This is a genomic window from Bradyrhizobium sp. 6(2017), from assembly GCF_011058295.2.
In the GTDB taxonomy this organism is placed as follows: domain Bacteria; phylum Pseudomonadota; class Alphaproteobacteria; order Rhizobiales; family Xanthobacteraceae; genus Bradyrhizobium; species Bradyrhizobium septentrionale.
Map to the genome: position 1 here is coordinate 7,716,753 of NZ_CP049289.2, position 12,962 is coordinate 7,729,714.

Sequence of the window (12,962 nt, forward strand, 5' to 3'; positions counted from 1 at the left end):
GGGAAAATCACCGAAGTGGCTGATCTGAATGACATTGCTGTATTCGTGAAGGTCGCGCAGCTCGGAAGCTTTAGCCGCGCTTCACACGCTCTTGGCATGCCGGTTTCCACCGTGAGCAGAAAGGTTTCCGCACTCGAGTCGGCACTGGGTGTCACGCTGTTGCAAAGGACGACGCGCAAGCTCGCGCTCACTTCGCAGGGCCAGGATTATTTCCATGAATGCAGTGAACCGCTGAACCTCCTGTTCGACGCTGAGCGGGTCTTGACCCAGACCCAGAGGAAGCCGGAGGGTGCACTCAAGATCTCCGTGCCCGTGGTTTTAGGGCAAGATCCATTTCTCGAATTTATCTCTGATTTCCTGAAGCTTTATCCGCGGATCAAGGTCGACCTTTTCATCACCAACTTGTTCCTGGATCTGATCGCAGAAAATGTCGATGTCGGCATTCGCTTTGGCGAACTGAAAGACTCGACCTTGATTGCCAAGAAGCTTGGCAGCCAGGTCCGCTATGTCGTCGCCTCCCCTGAATATTTGAAGGATCGCAAGCCTCCAACCAAGCCCGCCGATCTCGGGCTGCATCAGTGTGTCTTGCTCAATGGCAAGAATAACGAAGCGGAGTGGGAATTGCTGAATGGACGCAAGCGGACGGAAATCCGGGTCGCGGGCCCTATTTCGAGCCGGGACTTCCAATCCGTCAGCACGTTTGTTTATCGAGGGCACGGCATCGGTCTCTTGCCCTCGACCTATTGCAACGACAAGATCGAAAAAGGCGAACTCGTGAGGTTGCTGCCTGACTGGGCTTCGAGACAACTCGAAGTACACGCCGTCTACCCCACAAGGAATTTCTTGCCCTCGAGGCTACACGTATTCCTTGAAGCGTTGAGGACCTGGAAGAGCCCCTTGTGGACTTCACCTTAGACGAAACGAGCTACGTCCCGACGTTGCCGCCAAGGCAACCGAACTTGGTGGCGATGACCCCTTGGTCGCGATATACACTTGGGATTGAGAGATCTTAAATTGGCGACAGCGGATTGGTCCGCGTAACTGTTGACCGGCAAAGGAGGCGTCTCCCTCAGCCGCCCTTCGGAAACTTGCCGGGCGCTCCTTCGAAATGCCGGGGTCTTTTTCAACCTGAAGACTGTCTCCTCCTGCTCAACGGCGAGGGAGTGTTTTGAGCAGGGACTTGGCCATCTGAGTGGCCCGATTGATGGCGTTCCGATCGCGATAAACCCTCGAAACGACGAAGCCGCCTTGCACGACAGTTATGAGCGTCAGCGCAAGCTCCATGGCGTCGAGGCGTTTCGCGATTTCTCCGTCTGCTTGAGCTTCACGGAGGGCTGCTGCAAGGAGCTGCTGCAGTTCGCGGAAATAGCGTTCGACCGGCTTCCTCAACGAATCCTCGGCGATGGACGATTCGCAGGCAAATCTACCCATCCTGCAACCCTTGAGCCCGTCCCGAACAACGTCGAGAAAGCGAAAGACGCGGTCCAATCCAGAATCGTCTGTTCCGACGGTCTCGCGCGCAAACTCGCACATTTCATCGGACACCTCACCCAGAGCCACCGACGCCAGGTCCATTTTTCCCTTGAAGTGGTGATAGAGACTACCTTGCCCGGCACCACTTTCTTCCAGCAAGTCACGCGGGCTTACGCCCTCGTAGCCGCGCTCCCACATCAGTTTCTTGGCCGCCTTAACAAGCTCGCCCTTCGCCTTCATGACATCCTCATGATCGCATCAAATCAACCGATCGTAATTGCATTTTGTAACTACTAGTACGTAACGACAACCGCGAATAGCGGGCATTGGTCATGTCCAACGGCAACCACGCGTTTCCGTATCTGTTCGACTTCGTCAGCCACTCGTCGTACTTGGGGGCGCCGAGCCGAGATTTCAAAACTCCCCAATAGGAAGTTTGCGAACGTCTCACATGAGGCGCTGGCTTCGACCGGCAGTCGAAGGTTACGTCTTCGCAGTCAAAGCGAGACAGCGATGCTAAATCTAACCCGCCGGAACGTTTTGTTGACGGCAGCAGTTGCAGGAGCGGCGTTCGGCCTGCCCAAACCGGTCTCGTTTATCGAGGCTGCGCTCGCTCAGAAGGGACCGGAAGCTGGCAAGGTCGGCGGCGGCGTTGGTATTTCGCCGCAGTACCCGTTTCCGGATTCCGCTGGTCACGGTGTGCAGGCTCCGATGGAGACACCTGTGATGTGCGCTTCCGCTCGCGCGACCTTTGGCCAGATAGCTGCGACGAGGCTCTGAATCATGTGGGTGCGTCAAGCTGACCACCGCTTGCAACTGCTGGGGTCGCGGGAGTGAGGACGTCTCAGGATGCACGAGCAGCAGCGCGCTCTCGTTCAACACGGTCCGTTACGTCTCGCGCCATGGCAACCGAACCAAGCACATCGTCGGACTCACCTTTGACGATTGCGAAAGTCATCTCGACGTACAGTTTGCGTCCACTCTTGTGAAGCGCGCGAGTTAGCGTCGGACGGCCCTGGAGCTTCATTGTGCCTTTTGTGATCGCTGCTTCGAAGCCGCTCCAATGTGAGGCCCTCAGATGTTCGGGAATCATCAGATCGAGACTTTGGCCGAGCGCATCCTCCGCAGAGAAGCCGAACAAAGCAGCAGAAGCGCGGTTCCAGCGCACGATAACCCCCAAGCGGTCCGTAAAGATGATCGCGTCAGCGAGTTGATCGATAATCCATTCAGCCAATTCGGGCCGGTCTCCCATGGACACGCCTTTCGGGTAAGTTTTGATTGCGCCGCCTGGCGCGACGGATCGTCGACCAGCGGAAGGCTGACGTCAAACTTTCGACCAATGTGCGCTTTGCTTTCGTATGAGCCCTTATCAATTGAAAACCAACCGCATTCCTGCTAGGCGCGGCATCTTCGGCGTTATCCACCGCGAGTTGCATCGCGGCCCATCGACTTTCGGGGCTTCTCACCGCAGGCAACGACATTCGCCCGCGTTGCTCCGCAGGCCATCTCAAACGGAGCACACTAGCTGCACGGAGCAACCGTTAGTTCAGCAACCATGAGCGCACATGTGCACGCCCCCGTGCACGAGCTTCAAAGCCCGAGTTCTGAGAGCCCTGGATGGTCCACGGGACGCGGTCGTGAACGATCCCAGTGGAATTTGCGCTCAGATTCCTTGATCGGGAGATCATTGATGCAAGCAAAGCGTTTCTCCATCAATCCATTGGCCGCGAACTCCCAGTTTTCGTTCCCGTAAGAACGAAACCAGTTTCCGCTGTCGTCATGCCACTCGTAGGCAAACCGCACAGCGATCCGGTTCTCCGTGAATGCCCAAAGTTCCTTGATCAGGCGGTAGTCGAGCTCCTTCGCCCATTTGCGACGAAGGAATGCGACTATTTCGGTGCGACCACGGATAAACTCCGATCGATTTCGCCAGTAACTGTCCGGCGTGTAAACCAGCGCAACCCGTTCAGGATCGCAGGAATTCCAACCGTCTTCGGCGCCTCGCACCTTTTGCGTAGCAGTCTCACGAGTAAAAGGTGGAAATGGGGGGCGGGTCTCAGTCACGACGAATTCCTCGTTTTAGGTTTAGATTGAACAAAACGGCGCAAGCTTGCTCGAGAGACTTGCGAGGGGCCCTACTCGCTGCGCGGCTATGATTGCTATGCCCGTACGGCCTATTTCACCTATGGCCCGTGGACGGCTGGTGCACCGTCCAGCCCCGCGATCGACGATGACGAGCCCGCGACGCGCATGAGAGTGGACCACCGTGTCGTGCCGGCTGCTTAGCCAGCCGCAGTGACCGTGTCGCCGATGCGCAGCACTCCTCCTTTGATCACGGCGAGATAAATGCCGAGATGAATGTGACCGAAAAAACGCATTAGCTCACGCGGAACGTTGATGTCCCGGATTGCGCTATCGGGATTGACCTCGGTGGCTGGACAACGGCGGGTCAGCCGCATGCCCCTGCACCGAACGGCACCCAGCATTAGCTCATGGTTGAGCCACTCGTTCTCCACCCACGGATCGAGCCCCTCGATGAGAATATTTGCCCGGAACCTGCGCGGATCGAGCCGCTCGCCGATACGCGCTTCGAGGTCCCTGACCGAGGCCAGGTTAAGCATCGATATAGCGTGCATAAGCTCGGCCGAGTGCACCCCGACGTCGGTGAAGCAATGATTTGGCGCAGTGACAAGTCGCGGCTTCGATGATTTTTGATCTTCGGGAAGAAAGCGTGCGAAGAACGCTGCGATCGTGGCGCGACCCTCGGCACAGTGGACGTTTGCCGACAATTTGTCGGTGCCGTCAATCACCGACAACAATGCGGTGCTGCCGTCGTAAGATGTTGTCAACCGCGCCAGAGCTTCATCGCGTGCCAGCACTATGAACTCGAATTTGCTTAGCGGCTGAGGATTGTTTTCGTCAAATACGGTCGCGGGCAGCGCCAACGCAAATGCCCTGTCGCCTGACACGCCTCGACCAGCTTGCAAGGTCACCGAGTTGAGGGGCTCAGATGAGAGCCCCTTGATCGGGTATCTAGACAATCCGGAAACCTGAGCTGGCATGAGTCCACTTCGTCGCAGCGGGAGCTATGCAGTGACGTATCTTGCCAATTCGGTGAGCGTCGTCCCAATGGCGTCGGGCCTCACACCCAACTCCTCAACGGGCGCGCTCACGTGATTGACCCAGAAGGTGTTGAGGCCGAACGATTTGGCACCTGCTGCGTCCCACCCACCGAACGCCGCAAACACGATATTTTCGCGCGGCAGATTGAACACAACCTCGGCCATCTGATAGGCGCGCGGGTCCGGCTTGTAGGCCTTCACGCGATCAGTGCTCAAAATGTGCTCAAATAGATCGAGGATGCCGGCACTCTGGCTCATTTCCGTCAGCATCTTGGGGGTAAGATTCGAGACGTAAGCGAGTCGGATCCCTGCTTCCCGCATGGACTTAAGCGCCTCGACCGCCTCCGGCCAAGGTTTGACGCGAAGGAAGGCATCCATGAACTTGTCGCGCGCGTCCGGCTTGAGCTCGATCTTGGCAGCCTTGAACGCGAACATCAACGCGTCGTCCAGGATGTGCCAAAAATCTACATAAGTCTGGTTGAGTGTCCTGAGCCAGCAATACTCGAAGATTCGCGTGCGCCAAGCACTGGCCAGCTGAGTACCTTTGCCGGGAAAGGTTTCATCAACTACCGCGTCAACCGAGAGCGGGTTGAATATCGTGAACGCATCGAAACCGATCGCCTTGATCTTACCCACCGCCGTCTGCGCAAATGCATCCGTGCCAAACACCTGCGCGGCTCCCCCTGCTGCGACGGCCGCGCCGGTCATCCTCAACATGCCTCGGCGGGTCGTTGTTTTGGACTCAATCTGACGGATCATCCGGGTTTCCATAGTTGCTTAGTCGTTGGTGGTCAGTGTGGGGTATTACGATTGTAGGTCGGCGCACCTGTTCGCTGGGCCTCGCTTGTCGTTCATGGCGTTGAACGCAAATACGCGCCCAGTCAGCTCCAGATAAGAAGAGATTGCCTGGGCATCCCCCAAGCTTAGTGGGAACGTACATACTAGTTGGTACAATGCAAGTAAGAACTTTGTGTGGCGCGCTCGACGGCGGGCACTATTTGGAAGCCATATCCGGCAGCCGCTTGTGAGTGGCGCAGGATCATGCGCGGCCCGAAGCAGTCTCTCGCCCGCCCATCAGCGTCCGCGGGTCCCTAGGCCGATTAGCACAGCCCGAAGGCGCTCCGGCGTTTGACCAATGGACCGGCATTCAGCCGTGATACGCAAACAGCTCGATTGGATCACTGAAGCCGCGTACCGCATATTTGCCGACGCGTTCGAGGTCGAAATCGCTTTTGACGAAGTCCGCGAACGCGCGGGAAAGCAGCACCGTTCGCGCCAGTTGTTTGGTGAGGGTTTCGAGACGCGAAGCCATGTTGACCGCCGGACCGATCACCGTGAAGTCGAGCCGGGTCGGTGACCCGATATTGCCGTACATGACGTCGCCGACATGGATGCCGATGCCGTAATTGAGCGGCTCACGGCCGGTTTCGCCGCTCTTTTCGTTCAAGGCAATCATGGCCTGGCGAGCCTCGCTCACGGCATGCAGCAGATTTGCACAGGCCGACGGGTTGCTGAGCGGAAAGATGGCGAGCAGACCGTCTCCTATGAATTTCAGTATTTCCCCGCCATGTCGCGCAATCGGCTCCGACATCGCGTCGAAATAGCCGTTCAGAAGGTCAATCACGTCATCGCGCGGCCAGTTGTCGGAGATCCGGGTGAAATCACGGAGATCACAGATCATGATGGCGGCGCGTATCGTCGTTCCGCTTCCGCGCCGGGTGGCGCCGGCCAGAACGAGCTCGCTGGCATGCGACCCGACATATGTTTCGAGCAGCGTTCGCGCCAGCCGGTTCTTCATGCGGATCTCGCTGACCAGCGCCAGAACCGGCAACAGTCTCAGCAGGCCAGCGATATGCGCGTCGTCGAAACCTCCGGGCCGGTCGGTTGCAAAGGTCACGATATGCCGCTTGCCGAGCGTATGGTACAGCGGCCACGCCACGTAGTCGGTAAGGCCTTTGGCCCGCATCCTGTCATAGAAGGCGTGCTTGCGGCTCAGCACGGGGTCGCGTTCCAGATTCTCGCGCACCTCGGCGGCCCCGTCATGGAGTTCGTTGGCAGGACTGTCGATGTAGTCGGAGCGCTCCCTGACATCGTAGTCTACTCTCCTAAGCTCGGCCTCGCGCATCCCGTCGGCCCACATGATCCGGGAGCCGAGCCATTGCGGATGGAGGGTCATGAGATGAAGCGTGGCCCGTTTGACCGGAATGCCCGCTCGCTGGAGCCGAAGGCACAGCTCAGCGAAAATATTGTCAAGGAAGCGCTCGTCGCGAGTGTCGCTCGTCAGCCATTGCAGAACGTCGCAATCCGGATGCGCGGTGAGGTGATCGATGTTTGGCGACGCGTTCATATCTCGCTCCTGAGCCATGACCTGGATCCGCCTCGAGGAGCCAGAAGTCACGAAAAATCCCCCTTGCTCGTAGAGGGGCTGCGGCGCCGGTTGGACTCAGCCAAGCGGCGCCGCACTACGTATTGCGCTAACTCACGAGCGGCGCGGCAGGAAGTCGACGACAAGTTTTGTCGTCGCGGCCGGTTGTTCTTCCGTGATCCAGTGCCCGCAATCCGGGATCGTCACAACTTCGACATTATTGGCGACACCCCGGATCACCTCGCCGATCATAGGAGCGAATGTAGCTTCGCCACCCAGGGCCAGGACCGGCATCTGAAGCTTACCCTTCGCAAGGAACGCCTTGTTGTCGATCGCATCCTGGCTGAACGACAGGAACTGGGCAAAGCCCGCTCGCATTGCGCCGGGTTGCGCGTAGAGCGCGGCGTAGTGCTGGCGCTTCGCTTCATCAAACCGCTCCGGGTGCCGGGAAAGTTCGTTCCAGAAGCGGTCGAGATAGATGCGCTCGCGGCCGGCGACCAGGCGCTCCATGTCCTTACCACCGAAGCCAAAGTGCCACATGGCCGGCTCCTGGAGGATTTTCTCCCAGGGGCCGATGCCGGGCAGCGGCGCATCGATCGCCACCCATCGGGTCACGCGCTCGGGGTGGGTGGCGGCAATTGCGTAGCCGACCATAATGCCGATGTCGTGCGTCACCAATTCGAACGTACGCACACCCAGGACATCCAGGACGCCCACCACGTCCACCGCCAGATTCTTCTTCTCATAGCCGCCATCGGGCTTCGACGAGAGGCCAGACCCACGTAAGTCGGGTATGATGATTGTGTGATCCTTGATGAGGGCGCTCGTCAGATGACCCCACATGTCGCCCGACGTGCCGAAGCCGTGCACCAGGACCACCGCCGGGCCTTGGCCGCCGACCCGCACATGGATGGATGTACCGTTGGCTTCGATCATCCGCGTCTGCATCGCAGCCGGAAAGGGATGAATCCCATCTACTTGGACATGCTCGCTCATCTGTTTGCTCCCGGTTTGGGCGCGTGCTGCGCCCGTTAGTGTGAACTCGGCCACCGCGCCCAGGCCGATAGCGGTCGTGGTTAGAAAGTCGCGGCGAGAGGGATTGAGGTGCTTGATCATGCGAATTCCTCCTGTGCGGATCGCGGTCGGCTTGAACGGGCAAAGAGCCGCGCCGAAACCGGGGTCGAGTCACCGACTATCGGTGGTCGAGGCCTAGTTTTATAACGACCGTAACAAAACATGCAATAGATTTTTGACGATCGTGATAAAATAGGGGTAAGTTAATCGCTCACCTCATAGACCGACGGATCTACATGGCCAGGCCCAGGGAATTCGATGAAGACACGGTGCTTGAAGCCGCAACGCAGCGCTTCTGGACGAACGGCTATGAGGCGACATCAATGCGTGACCTCGCCGACCACACCGGAATGACGACGCCGAGCCTTTACAATGCGTTCGGTGATAAGAGGGCCATCTACCATCTCGTGCTCGATCGGTACGCCCGTCGGGCGCTCGAAGCGTGCTCGACGATCTTCGGAGGCGATGATCCGCCCTTGCGGGCATTGGAGCGGTACTTCGATGATCTCATTGAGGAGGTGCTGGTTGACGCCCTGCAGAAGGGATGCTTCGTCGTTAATACCGCGCTCGAAGTCGCCCCGCACGACGCCGACTTCCGTGATCTGGTTACGAACGTCTTCGACCGAATCGAGAAGTACCTGCGCGATTGCATCGCCAGCGGCCAGTCAGACGGGACTATTCGAACCAAGCTTCCGGCTGCCGACTTAGCCCGCCTCTTCCTCAGCGCAACGCTAGGCATCCGGGTGTTGGCGCGGACGAGCTCGGAACGTGAGCTCCTGACCGGCGTCGCCCGCCCACTGTTCGCGCTGCTAAGAGCACAGTGAAAAAGGCTGAAAGATGTGCCGCGGCGCTGGGTGTTTGATTATCTGGCCGCACTCTGACGGCTCGTAACAACCGAGCTTCAGATCTGGGTGATCGGCTCGTCTCCGGTCTGATTTCTTGCGCCCCCCAGCCGACGGAAAGAGCGGAAGCCGAAAGGCACCCGCCCGTGCAAGCTGCGGTGCGAGGCTCGTGTGTGTTACATCTGCGCACCAATCATCCATGGGACAGTCTCTTCGTTGCCAACGCCCAGTTCTTCGCTTTTCGACTTTTCACCGGACGCGACATCGATAAGCTTGCGATAGATTTCCAGGCCCTTGCTCTCGATGGTGGAGCCGCCATCCATGATGTCTCCGCAATTTATGTCCATGTCGTCGCGCATACGCGCAAACATCTTTGTATTGGTGGCGAGCTTTACGGAGGGCGATGGCTTTGCACCAAAACAAGAGCCGCGCCCCGTCGTGAAAGCCACCAAATTTGCGCCTCCGGCGATTTGTCCGGTCGTCCCCATCGGGTCGTAACCCGGCGCATCCATAAAAACGAGGCCTCGATCCTTGATTGGCTCGGCGTATCGGTAGACGCCCGTAAGCGGAGTCGAGCCGCTCTTGGCGACGGTAAGGGCGCAATCTCTACCAAGCCTTGACGCGGGTGAGCCGCCATCCAGAGCACACTGAATGGAGCCACGGCCAGCACGCTCGCGGCGTCGAACTTCTGGATATTGAGTTAGGTAACTGTCTCGGAGCGATCTGGGTTGAGCCGAGGCGAGAGCCTTGGCGACGACGTTGCCGGACGACGTAAGGCCCCCGTCAGGTTTGGCGCTTACACTCCTCTACTTTTGGGGAGGGTTTCATGTTCAGCCTTTCGAAACCTACGACAGATCTCGACGCCCCGCGCCCGGTGTCCACCCTCGCCACTGTTACCCTGTTCAGCGTTATCGGCTTGGTTTTGTCTCTCGCTCTCGCGCGATATGGGATTGATATCACCGCCAGCATGTAGCGGCGAGCTACCAGCATTTGCCGCGCGGACAGAAGAACGATTGACCAACCAATAGCGCAACGGGCCGTTTAATCGCCAAATCCTAGCGCCTTCTCGCCGCGCGCGATCGGCGCGATCATCTGCCCATGCGCCAGCGTCGATATACGAAATGGTCCGGCCGTTATCCACCGGGCAGCCCCGCTCAATGGCTCGCGGACGGTCACGCTACTTGCAACATCCAGTGCCATGGCGGGTGCGGTCGCTTGGTCGACTTCAGGCTTGACGCCCTACCCCAAGATCAGCCCTGGTCGCATATTGGCTGGCGCATGGTGTGCTCGGTTTGCAGCGCCGCAGGCGCTGTGAACATCGTTCCGAATTGGCATGACATGATCGGTCACCCGATGCCATTCAGTGCCGGATGGAAATCGTGATTCCCCGCTGATGAAACTCACCGCAGATCGTCCCTACACTAATCCCGAGAAAGCCGCTCGCAGACTCATGGAGCACGCTCGAGCGTTCGAACCCGTTCAGGACGGCCGCGTCTACATCGAGAAGATCAACGGACCCTTTTTATATCAGGACAACGGCACGCCGGCCGAATATGGCGCCGGTCTCAAATACGCCTTGGCGCAGGACTGGCTGGAGATCCACGAAAGCGGGACTTACGTGAAAATCCTGCAGGCGGGGAACGACCTGTTCGCGTAGCCGTAGGCTTGGCCGGTGTTCTCGGCAGGACTACTGAGAAGATGGTGGAGCGCGATTTAAGCTAGCTTCATTTCGCTTTGAGAGCCAAAAGAAGGAACTGCGGCGTAAGGCCCATCCCCCAGCAGGGCCTGAATGACGAGCATCACCGACCAAACCACCGGCAGCTCTGATCCGGCTCCTGTGAAGAAGAAGCCTTTACGGAGCGCCCAGAAGTGAGCTGCTCCTGCGATCAACGGAAGTGTGTAGAGCGCAGCCCAGCGCGTCCAAATGCCCGGTATAAGCAGGACCGCTCCGACAAACTCTGCGGAGAGCCCATACCAAGGCGTAATCGACGGATAGCCGCTTTTTGCGAAGTTGTCCCACCATGTAGTCAGACCGCCAGGGAGAATGGCGAATTTCCAATACAGATGTGCAATGAAAAGCGAGCCTAAACTAATCCGAAGTAACAGTGCTGCCCAAGGCGCCGTGCGCTGATCGATCATCTTGTCCCCCAAAATGGTTCTGTCTGAACACTCCTCTACAAGCTCTGCGCCAGATAGGGCGGGCTTTGATGATACTGTGGCGGCCACCCTGAGTGCTTGTGGCGGTCCATCTAACGATGGGCCATCACTGTGGGGCGCTGGGACCGGATTAGCCGTATCAATCGGGGCAATCAGGTCCGAGAATTCAAGACTGAGCCGCAGGCGGGCCTCAAGCAACGATGGCATAGATCAAGGCGGCTACCACAAGCGCCATCCAGACCAGTGATATGCGGAAATACAGCAGGTCGTGGTCCATGCTGGCGAAACTACATCGCTCGGCTGACACGGGCCTTACAGCGGACAAATTACAAACTGAGCCACTATCGCCAGAATAAAGACAGGTCACTGATCGGAATCGAACGGGGCCGCTCACGCGCGGCCCCTGGCACATGCTCCTCGAGCACATGCCGGCTGGCACCAAGCTGCGGCTGAGCGAGGTCAAAGAACTGTTCGAGTTGATGCGATGACTGAGCCGGATTGCATTCCGCTCGCGCCCCTGAAAAAGCTACGCCGCCGGGCTCGAAATGAGCTGTCCCGACGGCGCCTGTGACTGGGCCCCTGAAATCCCCCAGCGCGCTACGATGTAGCAGTCAGCACGTCAGGTTGTTTGTGAACCAATTCACAATCGCGCTCCGTAGAAACACGGATCGGCTTCCGTTGCGTGAACATGATAAGCTTCCGCGATCAGGCAGCATTTGTTTGTAGTGCTCTAAATCTCAGCTCTCAGAAGGCTGGCATGAACCGAAGCAAAAAGCGACGGCGGATGGAAGCTGATCGGATCATCCAATGAATGATCTAGATCGCAGCTTCGCCGTAAATCGCTTCTGGCCGATTATCTACCTGCTAGGCCTTTTGATCGTCATCCTGATATTTGCGGTCATGTTCTTGGGATTTGGCGGGGTTTCGCTAATGAGCTTAGCCATGGAGTTCCCGCGCCGCATAGGTGAATCCGTCATGTCATTTTTTGCGGCCGTCATGTGTGGCGGGGTCCTCCTTTACTTGTGCGCGTTCTTCGGAAGCCTCTTCAGAACGCTTAGACTTAGTGATCCTGCGCTGAAAATATCGTCTGAAGGGTTCAGATATCTCTTCGCTTCAGACGACTTGATACCTTGGACGGCGATCAAGGACATTCATATTGACTGGCACTGGGGAATAGACGTGCAAATCCGTTTCCAAATTGACTCTGGCTTCGCTGACACTCTGCGTTGGCGGAGTAGGATCGCAAATTCGTTTAAGCCAGAGTATATCACAGTGATATTCCGATTCATCAAAGCTTCAACGGCAGAGGTTGAGGAAGCGCTACTCAGGCAGCTGCAATCGAAGTCCGTGCAAGCATCGACCGACGTGCTCTCTAGGGCCGACGAACTGCTCGCGCGGAACTATGGTGCTCTAGCTGCATATTCCCGACGGAACGCGTAAGGTCTGCTGGTCTGTTCTGGGCCGCAAGGCCACATGCGACCACATGCTGGTTGCGAGCGGCTTTCACCGCACATCGTTTGAAGCCCGGGTTGAAAGGGAAAGAACTAGCAGGTCATGGGAAAGCCGGTCAGGCGAACACCAGAACAGTGGACCCAAATCAAACGAGAGAAAGCCCGTTGGGATTTCCTGAAGGCCTGGCGACATCGTGGGGGCAATCCCTAGCGGCTTCTCGGCGCGCTCGATCGGCGCGATCATTCGCGTATGCCCTGGCGCCGCGAGCCCGCTCGTCACCTCCGTTATTGGTCCGGTCCCATCGACCGAAACGCCGGCTTCAAGACCGTGTTGGTATTTTGCGTCGCCTGCGATCGTCAAAAATAATCTTTACGTTGCCGGGCGGGACATATTCAAGCTTTACCTCGCGATCAGATCCATCACCCATCTTGATGGTCGCCGCCCCTTTCCCGTCGAGAGCTAATCTTAGAAGTAGCA

Annotated in this window: 12 protein-coding genes and 1 pseudogene; 4 read left to right on the forward strand and 9 right to left on the reverse strand. The window is 57.9% G+C overall.

Annotated features, from left to right (window positions below):
• Window positions 1-15: 15 nt before the first annotated feature.
• Window positions 16-915 carry a LysR family transcriptional regulator gene (locus tag G6P99_RS36710; protein ID WP_165125610.1) on the forward strand — a complete coding sequence of 300 codons (900 nt, stop codon included), beginning with the start codon at window positions 16-18 and terminating at the stop codon, window positions 913-915.
• A 234-nt stretch (window positions 916-1,149) separates the two neighbouring features.
• Here G6P99_RS36710 and G6P99_RS36715 read toward each other — a convergent pair whose 3' ends face one another.
• The 7 genes from G6P99_RS36715 to G6P99_RS36745 form a co-directional block, all read right to left on the reverse strand.
• A complete protein-coding gene (locus G6P99_RS36715; RefSeq protein WP_165125613.1) occupies window positions 1,150-1,713 on the reverse strand; it encodes a TetR/AcrR family transcriptional regulator in 564 nt (187 codons plus the stop codon).
• 604 nt (window positions 1,714-2,317) lie between these two features.
• The gene (locus G6P99_RS36720) at window positions 2,318-2,707 is read right to left on the reverse strand and encodes a PAS domain S-box protein (protein WP_246709724.1); all 390 of its coding nucleotides are present in this window, start codon (window positions 2,705-2,707) and stop codon (window positions 2,318-2,320) included.
• A gap of 356 nt (window positions 2,708-3,063) precedes the next feature.
• A complete protein-coding gene (locus tag G6P99_RS36725; protein WP_165125618.1) occupies window positions 3,064-3,537 on the reverse strand; it encodes a DUF1348 family protein in 474 nt (157 codons plus the stop codon).
• A gap of 218 nt (window positions 3,538-3,755) precedes the next feature.
• A complete protein-coding gene (locus G6P99_RS36730; protein ID WP_165125621.1) occupies window positions 3,756-4,535 on the reverse strand; it encodes an MOSC domain-containing protein in 780 nt (259 codons plus the stop codon).
• 24 nt (window positions 4,536-4,559) lie between these two features.
• The gene (locus tag G6P99_RS36735) at window positions 4,560-5,354 is read right to left on the reverse strand and encodes a haloacid dehalogenase type II (RefSeq protein WP_165125624.1); all 795 of its coding nucleotides are present in this window, start codon (window positions 5,352-5,354) and stop codon (window positions 4,560-4,562) included.
• 388 nt (window positions 5,355-5,742) lie between these two features.
• Entirely contained in the window at window positions 5,743-6,942 is a 1,200-nt protein-coding gene (locus G6P99_RS36740; RefSeq protein ID WP_165129128.1) for an adenylate/guanylate cyclase domain-containing protein, read from the reverse strand.
• Window positions 6,943-7,074: 132 nt separating this feature from the next.
• A complete protein-coding gene (locus G6P99_RS36745) occupies window positions 7,075-7,956 on the reverse strand; it encodes an alpha/beta fold hydrolase (protein ID WP_165129130.1) in 882 nt (293 codons plus the stop codon).
• Window positions 7,957-8,270: 314 nt separating this feature from the next.
• Here G6P99_RS36745 and G6P99_RS36750 point away from each other — a divergent pair, with 314 nt between their 5' ends.
• Window positions 8,271-8,858 (forward strand): TetR/AcrR family transcriptional regulator, encoded by a 588-nt coding sequence (locus G6P99_RS36750; protein WP_165125627.1) that lies wholly within the window; start codon window positions 8,271-8,273, stop codon window positions 8,856-8,858.
• A gap of 194 nt (window positions 8,859-9,052) precedes the next feature.
• Here the strand turns inward: G6P99_RS36750 and G6P99_RS36755 are convergent.
• Window positions 9,053-9,466 (reverse strand): annotated as a pseudogene (locus G6P99_RS36755) (altronate dehydratase); the annotation flags it as partial.
• 803 nt (window positions 9,467-10,269) lie between these two features.
• Here G6P99_RS36755 and G6P99_RS36760 point away from each other — a divergent pair.
• A complete protein-coding gene (locus G6P99_RS36760) occupies window positions 10,270-10,533 on the forward strand; it encodes a hypothetical protein (protein ID WP_165125630.1) in 264 nt (87 codons plus the stop codon).
• Between the two features lie 56 nt (window positions 10,534-10,589).
• Here the strand turns inward: G6P99_RS36760 and G6P99_RS36765 are convergent, their stop codons facing one another.
• On the reverse strand, window positions 10,590-11,015 hold the full coding sequence (locus tag G6P99_RS36765; RefSeq protein ID WP_165125633.1) for a DoxX family protein: 426 nt from the start codon (window positions 11,013-11,015) through the stop codon (window positions 10,590-10,592).
• Window positions 11,016-11,840: 825 nt separating this feature from the next.
• On the opposite strand from G6P99_RS36765, the gene G6P99_RS36770 reads away from it, so the two are divergent.
• Window positions 11,841-12,473, forward strand: coding sequence for a hypothetical protein (locus tag G6P99_RS36770; protein WP_165125636.1), 633 nt, complete (start codon window positions 11,841-11,843; stop codon window positions 12,471-12,473).
• Window positions 12,474-12,962 lie beyond the last annotated feature (489 nt).

Bases quoted from the DNA above. Each gene is read 5' to 3' on its own strand.
- G6P99_RS36715 (WP_165125613.1), bottom strand. From the start codon at position 1,713: ATGAAGGCGAAGGGCGAGCTTGTTAAGGCGGCCAAGAAACTGATGTGG.
- G6P99_RS36730 (WP_165125621.1), bottom strand. From the start codon at position 4,535: ATGCCAGCTCAGGTTTCCGGATTGTCTAGATACCCGATCAAGGGGCTC.
- G6P99_RS36735 (WP_165125624.1), bottom strand. From the start codon at position 5,354: ATGATCCGTCAGATTGAGTCCAAAACAACGACCCGCCGAGGCATGTTG.
- G6P99_RS36740 (WP_165129128.1), bottom strand. From the start codon at position 6,942: ATGAACGCGTCGCCAAACATCGATCACCTCACCGCGCATCCGGATTGC.
- G6P99_RS36745 (WP_165129130.1), bottom strand. From the start codon at position 7,956: ATGAGCGAGCATGTCCAAGTAGATGGGATTCATCCCTTTCCGGCTGCG.
- G6P99_RS36750 (WP_165125627.1), top strand. From the start codon at position 8,271: ATGGCCAGGCCCAGGGAATTCGATGAAGACACGGTGCTTGAAGCCGCA.
- G6P99_RS36760 (WP_165125630.1), top strand. From the start codon at position 10,270: ATGAAACTCACCGCAGATCGTCCCTACACTAATCCCGAGAAAGCCGCT.
- G6P99_RS36765 (WP_165125633.1), bottom strand. From the start codon at position 11,015: ATGATCGATCAGCGCACGGCGCCTTGGGCAGCACTGTTACTTCGGATT.
- G6P99_RS36770 (WP_165125636.1), top strand. From the start codon at position 11,841: ATGAATGATCTAGATCGCAGCTTCGCCGTAAATCGCTTCTGGCCGATT.